Annotated in this window: 17 protein-coding genes; 1 reads left to right on the top strand and 16 read right to left on the bottom strand. The window is 69.4% G+C overall.

The annotated features are described in order from the left end of the window. Positions 1-6: 6 nt before the first annotated feature. On the top strand, positions 7-162 hold the full coding sequence (locus WKI94_RS09080; RefSeq protein WP_337845436.1) for a LuxR C-terminal-related transcriptional regulator: 156 nt from the start codon (positions 7-9) through the stop codon (positions 160-162). A 4-nt stretch (positions 163-166) separates the two neighbouring features. Here the strand turns inward: WKI94_RS09080 and WKI94_RS09075 are convergent, their stop codons facing one another. From WKI94_RS09075 to rsmH, 16 genes are all read right to left on the bottom strand, one after another. After that, positions 167-1420, bottom strand: a complete 1254-nt coding sequence (locus WKI94_RS09075; protein ID WP_337845435.1) for an alpha/beta fold hydrolase — start codon at positions 1418-1420, stop codon at positions 167-169. 44 nt (positions 1421-1464) lie between these two features. After that, positions 1465-1968 carry a crossover junction endodeoxyribonuclease RuvC gene (locus WKI94_RS09070; protein ID WP_337845434.1) on the bottom strand — a complete coding sequence of 168 codons (504 nt, stop codon included), beginning with the start codon at positions 1966-1968 and terminating at the stop codon, positions 1465-1467. A 109-nt stretch (positions 1969-2077) separates the two neighbouring features. After that, positions 2078-3136 carry a cell division protein FtsZ gene (gene ftsZ, locus WKI94_RS09065; RefSeq protein WP_337845433.1) on the bottom strand — a complete coding sequence of 353 codons (1059 nt, stop codon included), beginning with the start codon at positions 3134-3136 and terminating at the stop codon, positions 2078-2080. Positions 3137-3146: 10 nt separating this feature from the next. Continuing rightward, positions 3147-4379, bottom strand: coding sequence for a cell division protein FtsA (gene ftsA, locus WKI94_RS09060; RefSeq protein WP_337845432.1), 1233 nt, complete (start codon positions 4377-4379; stop codon positions 3147-3149). Further along, complete coding sequence (locus tag WKI94_RS09055; protein ID WP_337845431.1) at positions 4376-4975, bottom strand: FtsQ-type POTRA domain-containing protein; 600 nt, start codon at positions 4973-4975, stop codon at positions 4376-4378. Before WKI94_RS09055 ends, ftsA begins: the two co-directional genes overlap by 4 nt. After that, positions 4957-5754, bottom strand: a complete 798-nt coding sequence (locus WKI94_RS09050) for a UDP-N-acetylmuramate dehydrogenase (protein ID WP_337845430.1) — start codon at positions 5752-5754, stop codon at positions 4957-4959. The genes WKI94_RS09055 and WKI94_RS09050 overlap by 19 nt, the downstream gene beginning before the upstream one ends. Next, complete coding sequence (gene murC / locus WKI94_RS09045) at positions 5744-7078, bottom strand: UDP-N-acetylmuramate--L-alanine ligase (protein WP_337845429.1); 1335 nt, start codon at positions 7076-7078, stop codon at positions 5744-5746. Before murC ends, WKI94_RS09050 begins: the two co-directional genes overlap by 11 nt. Then, positions 7075-8097: a UDP-N-acetylglucosamine--N-acetylmuramyl-(pentapeptide) pyrophosphoryl-undecaprenol N-acetylglucosamine transferase gene (locus WKI94_RS09040; RefSeq protein WP_337845428.1), complete on the bottom strand. Its 1023-nt coding sequence runs from the start codon at positions 8095-8097 to the stop codon at positions 7075-7077. Before WKI94_RS09040 ends, murC begins: the two co-directional genes overlap by 4 nt. Next, positions 8079-9140, bottom strand: coding sequence for an FtsW/RodA/SpoVE family cell cycle protein (locus tag WKI94_RS09035; RefSeq protein WP_337845427.1), 1062 nt, complete (start codon positions 9138-9140; stop codon positions 8079-8081). Before WKI94_RS09035 ends, WKI94_RS09040 begins: the two co-directional genes overlap by 19 nt. After that, positions 9119-10366, bottom strand: a complete 1248-nt coding sequence (locus WKI94_RS09030) for a Mur ligase family protein (RefSeq protein WP_337845426.1) — start codon at positions 10364-10366, stop codon at positions 9119-9121. Before WKI94_RS09030 ends, WKI94_RS09035 begins: the two co-directional genes overlap by 22 nt. After that, entirely contained in the window at positions 10363-11217 is an 855-nt protein-coding gene (locus tag WKI94_RS09025) for a phospho-N-acetylmuramoyl-pentapeptide-transferase (RefSeq protein WP_337845425.1), read from the bottom strand. The genes WKI94_RS09030 and WKI94_RS09025 overlap by 4 nt, the downstream gene beginning before the upstream one ends. Then, the gene (locus WKI94_RS09020) at positions 11208-11900 is read right to left on the bottom strand and encodes a hypothetical protein (protein WP_337845424.1); all 693 of its coding nucleotides are present in this window, start codon (positions 11898-11900) and stop codon (positions 11208-11210) included. The genes WKI94_RS09025 and WKI94_RS09020 overlap by 10 nt, the downstream gene beginning before the upstream one ends. Continuing rightward, complete coding sequence (murF, locus tag WKI94_RS09015; RefSeq protein WP_337845423.1) at positions 11888-13156, bottom strand: UDP-N-acetylmuramoyl-tripeptide--D-alanyl-D-alanine ligase; 1269 nt, start codon at positions 13154-13156, stop codon at positions 11888-11890. The genes WKI94_RS09020 and murF overlap by 13 nt, the downstream gene beginning before the upstream one ends. Positions 13157-13159: 3 nt before the next feature. Further along, on the bottom strand, positions 13160-14482 hold the full coding sequence (locus tag WKI94_RS09010; protein ID WP_337845422.1) for a penicillin-binding transpeptidase domain-containing protein: 1323 nt from the start codon (positions 14480-14482) through the stop codon (positions 13160-13162). After that, positions 14479-14721 (bottom strand): hypothetical protein, encoded by a 243-nt coding sequence (locus WKI94_RS09005; RefSeq protein WP_337845421.1) that lies wholly within the window; start codon positions 14719-14721, stop codon positions 14479-14481. The genes WKI94_RS09010 and WKI94_RS09005 overlap by 4 nt, the downstream gene beginning before the upstream one ends. Beyond that, positions 14718-15569: a 16S rRNA (cytosine(1402)-N(4))-methyltransferase RsmH gene (rsmH, locus tag WKI94_RS09000; RefSeq protein ID WP_337845420.1), complete on the bottom strand. Its 852-nt coding sequence runs from the start codon at positions 15567-15569 to the stop codon at positions 14718-14720. The genes WKI94_RS09005 and rsmH overlap by 4 nt, the downstream gene beginning before the upstream one ends. Positions 15570-15602: the final 33 nt, after the last annotated feature.

The raw sequence follows: 15602 nt of genomic DNA, 5'->3' as shown, positions 1-15602 counted from the left end.
CGCCTCCTGGCCCAGGGCCTTTCCCATAAGGAGGTGGCCGAACGCCTGGGGATTTCCGAAAAAACCGTGGCCACCTACCGGGAGCGGGGGATGGAGAAGCTGGGCCTGAAAAGCCGGGGAGAGCTCCTCCGCTACGCCGCCCGCAAGGGCTGGCTCAGCTAGGCCTTTAGGGCAACCCCAGCCCCTTCAGGTAGTCCAGGATGGCCCTGGCGGTCCGCCCCTCCCTTTCCGTGAGGAGGTCCAGGTGGGTGAGGCCGGGGAGGACCTCGGTCCGGGTAGGGGTCCTTGGGAAGAGCTCGGGGAGGCGGAACCCCTCCGCCCAGGGAAGAAGCCCCCTCCCCGCCCCAAGGCCCAGGACGGGGTAGGGGAGGGTCCTGGGCCTAAGGCCCGGCAGGACCTCGGGGTAACCCCCGATTTCCAAGAGAAGGCGCAAGGGGAAGTACCACTCGGAAAAGCCCGTCCCTTCCTGGGCGAAGGCCCGGAGGAAGGCCCGGGGGTCGGTGGCCTCCCCGGTGTCCTGCCAGCGGATGACCCCTTCCCTAGGCCCCCGGACGGTGCGCACCAGCCGCCCCTGGAGGAGGCCGAGGAGGCTGAACCCCTCCCGGGCCCAGGCTTGGCCTACGCTTACGGCAAAGAGGGGGAAGAGGCTGTAGTCGTCGTCCACCCGGAGGAGGGCCCGGGCTTCCCGGGTGGCCCGGTGGGGGCCGAAGGGGACGGTCTCCAAGGGCCTTTGAGCGGCCAGAAAGGCCTCCGCCTCCGCCAGGGCCAGCGCCTTCGGCCCCAGAAAGGGCAGGCGGAAGACAGGGTCGGCCCTGCCTGCAAGGAGGTCGGCAAGCCCGGGGAGAGGGCCAAAGGGCGTCTCCCTTCCCCTTTCCAGGGCCTCTTTGCCGAGTAGGGGCGGATTAAGGGTGCCGTCCAGGAGGACGAGGCCTTTTAGCTTTTCCCCGTGCTGGAAGGCGTACAGGGTGGCCAGGGCCGCCCCTAAGGAGTGGCCCAGGAGGACCACGGGGCCTCGCCGCCCCGCCGCCTCCACCGCCCGGTCCAGGTCCTCTAGGTGCACCTGAAGGCCAAAGGCCCGCAAGGGGCTGAGGTCGGGTTCCGCCAGGGTGGCGTAGTAGGCCAGGGGGTCTTCCTGAAGGAAGCCCCGGCGATCCTCGAGGCCGTTGGCCCGCCGCTCCCAAGCCCAGACCTCCACCCAAGGGGTCAGGGCCCGGATCTTCTCCGCCAATAGGGCAAAGTTGGTGCTTCCTCCAAGGAGGCCCGGCACGAAGAGAAGCACCGCCTGGGGGGCTTCTGCCTCGTACACCAGGGCGTAGCTCCGGTCTAGATGGGGTTGGCCGGTGTCCGCCCCGGGCAGGGCCCGGTAGACCTGGGCCAGCCCTAGCCCAAGGCCCAAAAGAAGCGCGAGGAGCTTACCCATGAGGCGAGTATGACGGATGGGACCTTGGGCGTTGGAGGCCCCGGCTACAGGGGCTTGGCCGCGGAGAGCCGGGCGTAGAAGGCGTGGGTTAGGGCGATGGCCAGGGCATCCGCCAGGTGGCTGGATTTGGGGGCCTCCTTAAGCCCAAGGGCCCCCCGCACGGCCAGGGCCACCGCCTCCTTGGGGGCGTGGCCGTGCCCCACCAGGGCTTGCTTCACCTGCATGGGGCCGTAGGCAAAGACCGCCACCCCCGCCTGGTGGGCGGCCACCAGCACCGCCCCCAGGGCCCAGCCCACCTTGTAGGCCAGCTCGTTTTGGCGGTAAAAGAACTGCTCCTCCACCGCCACGGCCTCGGGGGCGTGGGCCTCCAAGGCGGCCCGCACCCTCTCGTAGATCCGGCCCACCCGTTCCGCCGCCCCCTCCTTGCTGGAGGTCTGCACCACCTCCCCGTATAGGAGGGAGGCCCTAAGGGCCCCCTTTCCCCCTTCCACCCGAACCACCCCCAGGCCCAGGTGGGTGATGCCGGGATCCACCCCTAAGACGACCATCCCTCAGCGCTTTCCCGTGCGCAAGCGCCCTGCCGAGGCTTTCCCAGGCGTGGCTCCAAAAAGAGGGTTCGGCAGGTTTTTTCCTCGAGTCCCAGGGAGGGTTTTCACCCTAGTTCCCGCGCTTTGGGGGGTAGTCCCCGTCCCCGTAGCGCAGAAAGGCGGGGATCTCGTAGTTATAGGGGTCCAGGTGGCTCGCCCCGAGGTCAATGGGGCGTGCGGGGCGGGGCACCACGGTGCTCTCCCCGAACCCCGCGGCGATGAGGATAACCCTAAGCTCGTCCTGGGCCCGTTCGTCGTAGGTGACCCCGTAGAGGATGTCCACCTCCTCGTGGCCCGTGGCCTCCCGGATCCTCTCCACCACCTCCGCGGCCTCCATGAGGGAAAGCTCCTCCGAGCCCACCACGTTGAGGAGGAGCCGCCTCGCCCCCTCTATAGAGCGCTCCAGGAGGGGGCTTTGGGTGGCGGAGCGGGCGGCCTCCTCCACCCGGTTTTCCCCCCGGCCCGCCCCGATGCCCATGAGGACCTGGCCCGCCCCCTCCAGGAGGGCCTTTACGTCGGCGAAGTCCACGTTGATGAGCCCGGGGAGGTTGATGACATCGGTGATCCCCTTCACCCCGTGGTAGAGGACCCGGTCGGCGATGAGGAAGGCGTCTTTCAGGGTCATCTTCTTGTCCACCGCGGAGAGGAGGCGGTCGTTCTGAACCACCACCATGGCGTCCACCCGTTCCCTCAGGCGCTTGATGCCTTCCTCCGCGGCCCGCATCCTTCTTGGACCCTCAAAGCTAAAGGGCCGGGTGACCACGGCCACCGTAAGGGCCCCAAGCCTTTTGGCGATCTCCGCCACCACGGGGGCGCTCCCCGTACCCGTGCCGCCCCCCATCCCCGCGGTGATGAAGACCAAGTCCGCCCCCTCCAGGGCCTCGGCGATGAGGTCCTCCGTCTCGAGGGCCGCCTTCTCCCCAATCTCGGGGTTGGCCCCCGCCCCCAGGCCCCGGGTGAGCCTTTCCCCAAGCTGGATGCGGGTGTCGGCCAGGCTCTTGGCCAGCACCTGGGCGTCGGTGTTGGCGGCGATGAACTCCACCCCATTAAGCCCCGCCTCAATCATGCGGTTCACCGCGTTGTTCCCCGCACCTCCCAGGCCGATGACCTTGATCCGCGCTCCTTCCATACCCTCCCCCCTAGAATAGATTGCTCAGAAAATCCTTAATCTTGGCCAGAAACCCTGCCCCCTTAGCCTCCTCTTCGCCCTTCTTGGGCGTCCTCCGTTCCGGGGTGCGCACGGGCAGGGTGGCCCCGTAGCGCACCAGGCCCACCGCGGCCGCGTGGGCCGGGGAAGCCACCACGTCCGAGAGGCCCGAGACCCCTTGGGGCCTGCCGATCCGCACCGGGAGGTTGTACTGCTGCCGGGCCAGGAGGTCCACCCCCCGCATGAGGGTGCTCCCCCCGGTGAGGACCACCCGGTTCACCCGGATCTCCAGGGGTCCCATGGCCTCGTCCACGCTTTGGCGGGCCAGGTGGAGGATCTCCCGTAAGCGGGGCCGGATGATACGGGCGAGTTCTGGGGCAGGCACCTCCCCCAGGGTGCCCCCCTCCTGGTTGATCTCCAAGACGAGCTCCGGGTCCGCCAGTTCGGGAAGGGCGGCCCCGTACTTGCGCTTCACCCGCTCGGCCTCCTCAAAGGGGATCTTGAGGAGCTGGGCGATGTCGCCCGTCACGTGCTCGCCCCCTAGGGGCAAGACGGCGGTGTGGGCCAGGCGGCCGTTCTTGAACACCGCCACGTCGGTGGTGCCGCCCCCGATGTCCAGGAGGAGGACGGTCATATTTTCCTCCTCGGGGAGAAGGGCCCCCAGGCCGCTGGCTAAGGCCTGGACCACGAAGGCCTCCACCTCCAACCCCGCCCCCTCCACCGCCCGGCGCAGGTTGGCCAGGGGGCCCCGGCCCGCCGCCACCAGGTGCACGTCCACCTCGAGGCGCACCCCCGCCATGCCCACGGGGTCGCGGATCCCCTCCTGCCCGTCCACCCGGTACTCCAGAGGCAGGGCGTGGAGGAGCTCAATCTCCCCGTCCAGGGGGTAGGCCTTGGCCTGCTCTATGGCCCGCTCCACATCTGCCTCGGCGATGGTGTGCCCCCGGCGGATGGCGGCCAGGCCGTGGCTGGTGATCCCCTTGAGGTGCGGCCCCCCCACCCCCACCACCACCCGTTCCACCTTGATGCCCGCCACCCTTTCGGCCTGGAAGAGGCTTTGGCGGATGGCCTCGGTGGTCCTTTCCAGATTGACCACCACCCCCCGCTTGAGCCCCTGGGAGGGGACGGTGCTTTCGCCGATAATATCCAGAACCCCATCGGGGGCGAGTTCCCCGATGACGGTGGTGACCTTGCTGGTTCCTACGTCCAATCCGGCGATGATCATGGGCGTTGGCTCACCCCCCAAGAATACAAGAAAACCTGGCCCTTAGGCTTGGGCACTTGGGCATACTTTAGCAGAAGTTCTGTGCTGGGGGCAAAAAGGGTGACCTCGGGAAGCTCCACCCAGAACCCTGCAGGGGTGTAGCGGAGGCGGTGGGCCTCTGGGTAGGCCCGGGCCAGGGCCAGGAGGGCCTCTTTGGGAAGGGGCCCCCGGCCCACCACCTTAGGCCCCCGGGCGAAGGGGGCCCCCCCGGGGAGGAGGACCCCGTCCTCGGAGAGGGCCTGTCCGTCTTCTAGGGGGAGGAAGGGCTTCCGTTCCCGGACCACCACCCGCACCGCCCCCACCCTGGGCTTTTCCAGGGAGGCCTCGGCCACCCAGGGGTTGCCCCTAAGGGCTTCCGCCCGCCGGGGGAAGACCCAAAGCCAAGGATCCCCAGGGGTGAGCCGAAGGGCCTCCAGCACGGTTTCCTCCTTCAGGTGCTTAAGCCCCTCCACCCGCACCTCCTCCACGGGGAAGAGAACCAGGCTCCCCACGTAGAGGGTGGCCAGGAGGAGGCCCAGGACGGTCAGCCTAAGCCCCTTCACGGCCACACCTCCCATTCCAGCTCCAGGGGAAGCTCCTCCTGGATGGCCCGGACCAGGGCCAGGATGTCCTGGGCCCTGGCCCCGCCCAGGTTCACGATGAAGTTGCCGTGCTCCAGGGAGACCATGGCGCCCCCTACCCTTAGGCCCTTCAGGCCCCGCTGGTCTATGAGGCGGCCCGCGGACTGCCCGGGGGGGTTTTTGAAGGCGCAACCCGCGCTTTTCTTCTTGGGCTGGCCCTTCCTGGCCGCGTCCACCTCGGCTATGCGCCGCCGGATCTCCTCCCTTGGCCTCTCTTTGAGCCTAAGCCGCACCCGGGTGACGATACCCCCAGGGGGCAGGCGGCTTTGCCGGTAGCCGAAGCCGAGCTCCTTGGGCTCGTAGACCTGGAAGCGCCCCTCGTGGAAGATCTCCACCGCCTCCAGGGCGTCCGCCATCTCCCCAAAGCGGGTGCCCGCGTTCATCTTCACCGCTCCCCCCACCTGGGCGGGGATGCCGAGGAGGCCTTCCAGCCCCGAAAGCCCCTGCCGGGCTGCCTCCTGCACCAAAGGGGGGAGGAGGGCCCCCGCCCCCACCCACCCTTTGAGGTCCCACTCCGCAAAGACCCCTCCGAGGCGGATCACCCGCTCCTCCACCCCCTCGTCCATCACTAGGAGGTTGGATCCGTTTCCCAGAACCCGGTAGGGGGCCTCCGTGGCCTTTTTCAGGTCCTCCGGGGTCTCCACGGTCCAAAGCTCCGCTGGCCCCCCCACCCCTAAGGTGGTGTAGTCCTTGAGGAGCACGTGCTCAACCCTCATGGACCAAGACCTCCCCTAGGCGGTTCACGTCCCCTGCCCCCATGGTAAGCCAGAGATCCTCCGGGCCTAGCCGGCTTCGGGCGTAGGCCAGGGCTTCCTCCTTTCCTAGGAAGCGGGCTTCCTTCCCTAAGGCGGAGAGGCGCTCCGCGATCTTCCGGGCAAGCCCCTCCGCGTCCCCCTCCTCCCCGGCGGTGTACACGGGGAGGACCACCACCTCGTCCGCCAGGGCCAAGGCCTCGGCAAAGGCCTCCCAAAGCTCCGCTGTACGTAGGATGCGGTGGGGCTGGAAGAGGACCCGCACCTTTCGGCCCAGGCCCCGGGCGGCCTCGAGGGTGGCCCGCACCTCCGTGGGGTGGTGGGCGTAGTCGTCCACCACTAAGGCCCCCCGCACCTCCCCGAGGCGCTGGAAGCGCCGCCCCACTCCGGGGAAGCGGAAGAGGCCCTCCCGGATGGCCTCCGGCCCTACCCCGAAGCTTAAGGCGGCCAGGCTTGCGGCCAGGGCGTTTTGGACGTTGTGGGTCCCGGGGACCCTGAGCTCCACGGGCCCCAGGTCCTTGCCCTCGTGGACGAGGTGGAAGCGGCTTCCCAAGGGTAAGGGCTCCACCCCTTCTGCCCAAAGCGCCCCGCCCCGGCCAAAAAGCCTCCGGGGAAGCCCCTCCGAAAGCGTCAAGAGGAGGGGGTCTTCCGCGGGGAGGACCACCACCTGGGCCTTTTCCAGAAAACCCCGCATGGCCTCTTTCAGGGCGCCAAAGCTGGGGTGATAGTTGGGGGCCACCATCCCTTCCGGGGCCACGTGGTCGGCCTCGAGGTTGGTCACCACCGCCACCCCCACCGCCACCTCCCGGAAGAGGGGGTCGGACTCGTCCACCTCCGCCAGGCGGGGGCCCCTTCCGTGGCGGGCGTTCCCCGGTAGGAGGCTCAGCTCCCCCCCGAGGAGGACCCAGGGGTCCAGCCCCGCGGCGAGGAGGATGCTGGCTAGCATCCCCGTGGTGGTGCTCTTGCCGTGGGTGCCCGTGACCCCCAAGGAGGGCCTTTCCCCTAGAAGGTCCTTGAGGAGCTCCATCCGCCTCAGAACCCGTAGCCCCCGGGCCCTGGCCGCCCTCACCTCGGGGTGGTCCGGGGGGATGGGGGTGGGGACCACCAGGGTGTCCTCGTCCGTTAGGTGGTGGGGCCCATGCCCCTGGTGCACGGGGACGCCCAAGGCCTTGGCCCTGGCTCCCGGGGCCAGGTCGCACCCCGTGACCCCGTGCCCCTCGGCCAGGAGAAGCCGGGCCAGGGCGCTCATGCCCACGCCTTCAACCCCCATGATGTGGAACTTCCTCATAGCGCCTCCAGCCAGTCTGCAAGCCGCCCGGCCGCCCCCTCGGGGGAGAGGGCCGAAAGGGCTTTTTGGTAGACCTCCCTCTTCTCCAGCATCTCCACCACCTGGGTCCCAAGCCTAGACCAGTTCCCCAGGACCATGCCCCCCGCCCGGGCGTAGGCCAGGGCGTTGGCCCGCTGGGCCCCCCCGTCCAGCTTAGGGTCTAAGGGGAAGAGGAGGGCGGGGAGGCGGTGGAAGGCGGCCTCCGCCAGGGTGCCCGCCCCGGCCCGGGCGAGGAGGAGGTCCGCGGCGCTCATGGCCAGGGGGGCGTCCACGAAGCCCTGGACCCGGTAGTGCCCCTCCTCCAGGGCCTTGTAGCGCTCCACCCACCGGGGCCCCACCTGGTGGAGGACGGGGAGGCCTAAGGGCTTGAGGAGGGGGGGAAGCTTCTCGTTGAGCTCCAGGCTCCCCTGGCTTCCTCCAAGGACCAGGAGGAGGGGTTGGCTCTCCGGGAAGCCAAGCCTGCGCTTGGCCTCCTCCTTGGGGTGGCGCACCTCCCGCACGGGGTAGCCCACCACCCGGGCCTTCCCCCTCAGGAAGGGGGGTAAGGGGATGGGGAGGCTTAGGGCGAGGCCCCGGGCCCTTAGGGCCAGGACCCGGGCCGCGAGGCCCAGCTTGGCGTTTTGCTCATGGAGGAGGAGGGGGATCCCCATCCCCGCCCCCACCCAGCCCCCGGGGAAGCCCGCGTACCCCCCGGTGGAGAGGATGGCCTTGGGCCGCACCTCCAAAAGGAGCGCCCGGGCCCGGTTAAGCCCTTCCCTGAGCTTCCAGAACTCCCCTGGCCGGAAGGCGCTCCGGTCCAGCCGCCCTGCGGGGATGAGAGCGTAGGGGAGGCCGGTTTGGGGGAGGAGGCTGGCCTCGAGGCCCCCCTCGGCCCCCAGGTAGAAGACCCCGTGCCCCCGCGCCTTTAGCGCCTCCGCCACCGCCAGGGCGGGAAAGAGGTGTCCCCCCGTGCCGCCCCCGGTCAGGAGGAAGCAGGCCACGCCTTCCCCCCTTTCCGGCCCTCCCGCTCCAAGGCGAGGAGAAGCCCCAGGGCGAGCCCCGAAACGAGGAGCGAGCTCCCCCCGTAGGAGATAAGGGGCAGGGGCATCCCCGTCACGGGCAGAAAGCCCAAGGTGACCCCGATGTTGAGGGCCGCCTGCAGGGTGAGGTAGAGGGTAAGCCCCATGGCCAAGACCCCTTCCCCTCCAGGAAGCCTTAAGGCCACGGAAAGCCCCCGCAGGAAAAGGAGGAGGTACAGGAAGAGCACCATGGCCCCCCCAAGCCACCCCGTGGCGAAGACCACGCTGGCGAAGACCATGTCGTTGTGCGCCTCGGGGAGGTGGGGCAGGTTCCCCCCGGGCCCCTGGCCCAAGGGCCCCGCCAGGAGGATGGCCTTCTGGGCCTGGAGCACCTGGTAGGCGGTTTCCTTGGGGCTCGCTTCCCCCTTGAGGTAGGCCAAAAACCCCTCAAAGCGCTCGGAAACGTACTGGAAGCGGCTGAGGTAGGCGCCGGCGAAGGGGGCCACCACCAAAGCGCCCGAGAGGCCGATGGCCAACAGCCGGCGCCAGGGCACCCCGGCCAGGACCAGGAGGAGGGTGGCCAGGGTGGCCAGGAAGAAAGCGGTGGAGAAGTCCGGCTCCACCAGGACAAGCCCCACCGCGGACCCCACCAAAAGCACCGGCCCCAGGATGGGGTAGTCGTTCCCCTTGCGCTTCACGAAGGAGGCCAGGTAGGCCACCACCGCCACCTTGGCAAGCTCCGAGGGTTGGAAGGCCAAGGGCCCCAGGTAGAACCACCGCCGAACCCCCCCCGGGCCGTCCCCGAAAAGGAGCACCAGGAAGAGGAGGACCAAGGTGGCGAGGAGGAAGCCAAAGGCCCCCTTGAGGAGGAGCCTAGGGGGGATGAAGCTTCCCACCAGCAGGGCGATAAGGGCGAGGCCCATCCGGAGGAGGTGGCCGGAAAGGAGGCCGGGCTCGGCCACCCCCACCCCCAAAAGGCCAAAGGCCATGAGGAGAAGGCCGGTCAGGAGGAGGATGGGGTCCACGGTTCACCTCCCATGGCAAAGACCGCTTCCCGGAAGGCCTGGGCCCGGTCCCGGTAGTCCCGGAACTGGTCAAAGCTGGCCGCCAGGGGAGCGAGGAGGACGCTCCCCGCTTCCAGGCGGGCCAGGGCCTCCGCCACCGCCCGCTGCATGGTCGCCCTTCCGTCCTTCTCGAGGATCTCCACCACCTCCACCCCCCCTAGGGCCCGGGCCAAGCGGGGCCCGTCCCGGCCGATGGCCAGGACCACCCGCACCCGCCCGAGGAGGGGCCTTAGGGGCTCCACGTCCGCCCCCTTGTCCTCCCCCCCCAGGATCCAGGCGATGGGGGCGGGGGCCGCCTGTAGCGCCGCGGCCACGGAAGGGGTGCGGGTGGCGATGGAGTCGTCTATGAAAATCACCCCCCCTTTGCGGGCGAAGACCTGGAAGCGGTGGGCAGGCTCGGGAAGGGTTTCCAGGCTCCTCCTCAGAGCCTCCCCGTCCAGGGGGCGGCCCAGGAGGTCCAGGTAGGCCCGGGTGGCCTCGAGGGCGGCCTTTAGGTTGCTTTCCCTCGGGGTCTCCCCCGGGGCGAAGGGATAAAGCCGGGCGGGGCTCTTTAGGGCCTCCGCCCGCACCTTGGGGTCGGCCCCATTGTAGACCAGGGCATCTTCGGGGGTGAGGTTCTTGAGGAGGTTCAGCTTGGCCTGGTGGTAGGCCTCGAGGCTCCCGTGCCGGTCCAGGTGGTCTACCCCCAAGTTCAGGAGGACGGCCACCCGGGGGCGGAAGCGCACCACCCGCTCCAGCTGGAAGCTGGAAAGCTCGGCCACCGCCACCTCCGCCTCATCCACCACGCTCACCAAGGGCGGGTCCACGTTGCCCCCCTCTAGGGCCCTTAGGCCCTGCCCCCTTAGGAGGTGGGCGGTGAAGAGGGTGGTGCTGGTCTTGCCCGCGGTGCCCGTGATGCCGACGATGGGGGTTTTGCCCATGCGGTAGGCGAGCTCCGCCTCCCCGATCACCTCGGCCCCCCGGGCCCTTAGGGCCTCGAGCCTGGGGTGGGTGAGGGGCACCCCCGGGGCGGCCACCACCAGGGGGTAGTCCTGGGGGTCAGGGTCCTCGGCAAAGCCCAGGGCCAACGCCTCCGCCACCACCTCCTCCTTGGGCCGGTCGTCGTGGAAGCGGGCGGGAAGCCCCTGGCCCTTCAGGAAGCGGAGCACCCCAAGGCCGCTTCGGCCCAGGCCATAGACCAGGATCATCCCCCCACCCCCCCGAAGGCCAAGGCGGTGGCCAAGGCGGTGAGGAGGGCGAAGCGAAAGACCACCTTGGCCTCCCCCCAGCCCAGAAGCTCAAAGTGGTGGTGGAGGGGGCTCATCCGGAAAAGCCTCCGCCCCGTGCGCCGGAAATAGAGAACCTGGGCCACCACGGAGAGCACCTCCAACACGGGCACGATGGCCGCCAAGGGCAGAAGCCAAAGCTTCCCCGTGAGGACGAAAAGCCCCGCCACCATGGCCCCTAGGGCCTGGCTCCCCACGTCCCCCATGAAGACCTTGGCCGGGGGGGCGTTGTGCCAGAGGAAGCCCAACGCGCTCCCCAGGAGGGCCTGGGCGAAGGGGTAGGGGTAGAAGGGGAGGAGGAGGACCGCGGTGACGGAGGCCAGGAGGCCGTCCACCCCGTCGGTGAAGTTGAAGGCGTTGGCCGCTCCCACCACCGCCAGGAGGATGAGGAGGACGTCCAAGATGGGCCAAGGGGTGTAGGCCATCTGGCGCACGGTCCAGAGGGCGAAGACCAGGCCCATGAGGACCTGGGCTGCAAGCTTCTCCCTCGCCCTAAGGGGCCTTCCCAGGCTTCCTGAAAGGTCGTCCAGAAGCCCAAGCAGCCCGAACCCAAGCCCAAGGAGCCAAAGCCCCCTGTAGGGGTCCTGGCCCAAGAAGAGGTAGGCGAGAAAGCCCGCCAGGAGGAAGGCCACCCCGCCCATGCTGGGGGTACCCTCCTTCTTGAGATGGGTCTCGGGCCCATCGCGGCGGATCCGCTTCCCCAGGCCCAGGGCCTTCATCCCCGCGATCCAAAACCCGGTGAAGAGCCAGGAAAGGACGAGGGCTAGGGCCATACCACCTCCCGGCAGTCCAAAACCCTTGGCCCTGGGGTGAGGTAGACCCTTTCCCCCAAGGCGGCCATCCTGGTCCCTTCCGCCCACAGCTTAATCCCCGTTTCCCTAAGGAGGAAAAGCCGCCCCCCTGCCAGGAAGGCCACCCCGCAGGCCGTGGCCGCGGCCGCTTCCACGGGCGCCGGGAGGGCCACCCTTGGGCCCTGCGGGTGGAAGTAGGCCTCCCTTCCCAGGGCCACCACCTGCCCCGCCCAGGCCACCACCTGCCGGAAATCCCCTTCTTCTAGGAGGGCGCTTCCCATGTGGAGGCCCTTTTCCCCTACCCAAAAGAGCCCTTCTTCCGTAAGGGCCGCGTCCCTGGCCGGATAGGGGAGGAGGCCCCTTTCCGTGTACACCGCCTGCCCAAGCCCCACGGCGAGCCCGGGGCGGGCCCTTAGGAAGGTGGGCACCCCGGGGAGAGGAAGGCTTTCCAGGATCAGGCCATCGTAGCGGAGGAGCTCGTAGGGGTAGGTGGCGTAGAGGGCCTTCTCGTCTGCATCCAGGAAGAGGGGGACCCCCGGCAGGACCACCTGGAAGCGCCCCCCCACCAGCCCCCCTTCCGCAAACCCCCCGGGGTAGGGGAGGAGGGGCTGGGCCGCAAGGGGGGCGCAGGCGGCAAGGAGGAGGAGAAGGGCTAGGCGTCCCATAGCTCCAAGATCCTTTCCAGGCCGATGGCCCTCGAGGCTTTCAGGTAGACCAAATCCCCCGGGGCCACCCGGGCCTTGAGCCAGGCCAGGGCCTCGAGGAGGCCCTCCGCCGCCTCCCCCCCCAAGGCGGCCTGGGCCTTGGCGAAGGGCCCGAGGTAAAGGGGCCTTAGCCCAAGCCTCGCCGCCTCCTCCGCCACCTCGAGGTGCAGGCGCTTGCTCGCCTCCCCAAGCTCCCGCATCTCCCCGAGGACGGCCCACTTCCGCCCGGGCTGGGCGGCAAGCCAGCGTAGCCCCGCCTTCACCGAGAGGGGGTTGGCGTTGTAGGCGTCGTTGAGGAAGACCACGCCCCCTATCTCCTTCCGCTCCATCCGTCCCGGGGGGAGACGGAGGCTGGAAAGCCGTTCGGCCACCACCTCCAGGTCCTCCCCCAGCACCTCCGCCACCGCCATGGCGGCCAGGGCCCCGTAGGCGGGCCCTGGTCCCGGGTAGGGGAGCTGCACCCTGAGCCCCCGGTAGCGGAAGGCGCTCCCCTCCGGGCCGAGCTCCAGGTCTTCCCCCCGAAACGCCCCTTCTCGGAAGCCATACGTGGGGTAGGGCCTCGGAAGGTAGGGGAGGGCGAGCTCGCTCACCAGGGCTTCTTCCGCCTCCAAAAGCCCAAGCTCCTCCCGGATGGCCCCTTCCAGGGAGCCGAAGGCCTCGAGGTGCTCCTCCCCCAAGGCGGTGAGCACAGAGAGGTGGGGCCGGGCCAGGGCCATGAGTTCCGCCATCTCCCCCACCCGGTCCACCCCAAGCTCCACCACCGCGCCCCTCGCCTTCGGGTCCAGGCGGAGGAAGAAGCGGGCGAGGGGCGGGGCGGTGTTCTGGTTGCCGGGGGGTGCGGGGAAGGCAAGCCCCTGGGCCAGGGCTTCCTTGGTGGTGGTCTTCCCCGAGCTTCCCCCCACCGCCAGGACCTTCCCCGGGAAGAGCCCTCTTAGGGCGCTTCCCAGGCGGAGGAGGGCCTGGTAGGGGTCTTTCACCTCCACCGTGGCCTCCCCGGGGTGGTCCGAAAGCACCAGGCTTGCCCCCCGGGCCCGGGCCTCCGGGATGAAGGCCCGGCCGTGGACCCTCCTTCCAGGGAGGGCCACGAAGAGGCTTTTCGGGGTCACTTCCCGGCTATCCCAGTGAAGGTCCTGTACCGGTGCCCCCCCAGGGTGGAGGCGGCCCTCCACCTTTTCCGCCACCCACTCCGGCAAGACCTCTCTCACGTAGCCATTCACCCTCTACTCACCGCCCTCCAGCATAGGGGGAACCCCCCGGTAGGCCAAGAGCGCCGCGGCCATCTCCCGGAAGATGGGGGCCGCCACCTGGCTTCCGTGGACCTCCCCCTTGGGGTGGTGCACGGCCACCACCACGGTGAAAAGGGGCTGGTCCCCGGGCACGAAGCCCGCGAACCAGGCGGTGAAGACCTCCTGGGAGTAGCGCCCCCTCACCACCACCTGGGCCGTCCCCGTCTTGCCCGCAAGGCGGTAGCCCGGAAGGTAGGCCCTGGGGGCCAGGCTTTGGATGAGGGCCTTCCGGATCCCCCTTGCGGTCTCCTCGGAGAACACACGCTCTGGGGGCCTTTCCTGTCCCTGGAAGAGCACGGGCGGGCGGTAGCGCCCGTCCACCAGGGCGTTGAAGGCCGCGGCCAGGTGCAACGGGGTCACCAAAAACCCCTGGCCGAAGGTGTGGTTGGCGTAGGCCGCCCGGCTCCAGGCCTCCGGCGTCTGGTAGATGGGGGCCGCCACCCTGAGGCCGGGGAGGAGCTTGGAGTCGGTGAGGTGGAGTTTTTCCATGTAGGCAAAGAAGGTGGCCGTGGTGAGGCTTTCCGCTAGCCGGCTTATCCCCACGTTGGAGGAGTACTTCAGCACCTCCTCCAAGGTGAGAAGGGGGGGGTGGGGTACCACGTCCCGGATGGTCCAGCCGTCCACCTCCCGGGCCATGGGGGCTTCCACCCGCGTGGCGAGGTCCGCCGCCCCTTCCTCCAGGAGCATGGCCGCGGTGAGGGCCTTCATGGTGGAACCGGGTTCCAGGGGCACCAGGAAGGCGTGGTTCCGCCAGGAGAAGTCCTCCTCCGGGCTCCTCCTCGGGGCCTCGGGGTGGAAGCGGGGGGCGTTGGCCACCGCCAGGATCCGCCCGTCTGGGCTTAGAACCACCGCGCTGGCGAAACTGGCCCGGCTTTCGGCGAAGCCCTTCCAAAGCGCTCGCTCCGCCATGGCCTGGACCCAGGGGTCCAGGGTGAGGGTGAAGGAGCGCCCGCCCGCCAGGGCCCCGTTCAGGTCCCCTTCTAGGCCCTCGAGGCCCCGCCCCCCTCCCCGTTCCCCAAACCCCACGAGCTGGCTTGCGCTTTCCCCTAAGGGGTAGACCCGTTCCCCCTCCAGGGTGAGGGCCAAGGGGGTCCCGTCCACGGCGTAAAGCCCTCCCCGGGGCACGGCCAGGGCCTTGGGGGCAGGGGTGGGCCTTGGGGCCTGGGCCACCAGGGCGTGGACCCCTAGGACCAGGAGCACCAGGTAGGAGAAAGCCCCGAGAAGGACCAGCTGCACCCGCTGGACCCCTGCGGTCACCGCCCCCACCTCCCCTGGCTCATGGGCACCAGGCCGTGCGCTTCGGCCCAGTCCAGGACCCGGTGGGGGGTTACGGACCAGCGGGCCCTGAGGAGCCGGGCTTCTTCCGCCTTTAGGGCTTGGATCCGGGCCTCCAGCCGCTCCAGGCGGGCCTGCTCCGCCTGGTTGCGGTGGCCCAAGGCGAAGAGGAGGAGGAGGGCCAAGAGGTAGAGGAAGCCGAAGCGGAGCGCCGTTCTCATGGCGCCTCCTTTTCCGCAGCCCGGAGTTTGGCGCTTCTGGCCCTGGGGTTTTGGGCCACCTCCTCTGCCCTTGGGGTGAGGGGCTTTTTGGTGAGGACTCTGAGGCCGCTTTCCCGGAGGAAGCGCTTCACCAACCGGTCCTCCAGGGAGTGGAAGCTGATAACCACCAGCCGCCCCCCGGGAGCCAGGACCTCCGCCGCCTGCTTCAGGAAGTCTTCCAGGGCCCCAAGCTCATCGTTCACGTAGATCCTCAGGGCCTGGAAGGTCTTGCGGGCGGGGTGGCCGGCCTGCCGGAAGCCCACGGCCCTTCGCACGATCTCCGCCAGCTCCGTGGTGGTCTCAATGGGGGCCTTGGCCCGGGCCTCCACGATGGCCTGGGCGATGCGGTAGGCCCGGGGCTCCTCGCCGTAGACCCGGAGGATGCGGTAGAGCTCCTCTAAGGGAAGCCGGTTCACCACCTCCCCCGCCGTGGGGCCTTCCTGCCCCATGCGCATGTCCAGGGGGCCCTCCTTGGCGTAGCTGAAGCCCCGCCTGGGGTCTTCCAGGTGGAAGCTGGACACCCCCAGGTCCGCCAGGATGCCCTCCACCCGCTCCACCCCCAGGCTTTCCAGGACCCTCTTGAGATGGCGGAAGTTGCTTTCCAGCACCGTAAGGCCGGGGAGCTTGGGGGCCCGGGCGATGGCCTCTGGGTCCTGGTCCAGGCCGATGACCCGCCCCCCCCGTTCCAGGATCCCCCGGGCGTGCCCGGCCCCCCCCAGGGTGGCGTCCACGTAAAGCCCCCCAGGCCGCACAGCCAGGAGGTCCAGGGCTTCTTCGTACAGAACGGGAATATGCTTCAGAATCTCCATACCCTATCCCACAAGCCCCCGCAGGGCCTCTGG

Source organism: Thermus sp., assembly GCF_037444525.1.
In the GTDB taxonomy this organism is placed as follows: Bacteria; Deinococcota; Deinococci; order Deinococcales; family Thermaceae; genus Thermus.
This window is presented reverse-complemented; position numbering and strand designations above follow the sequence as displayed.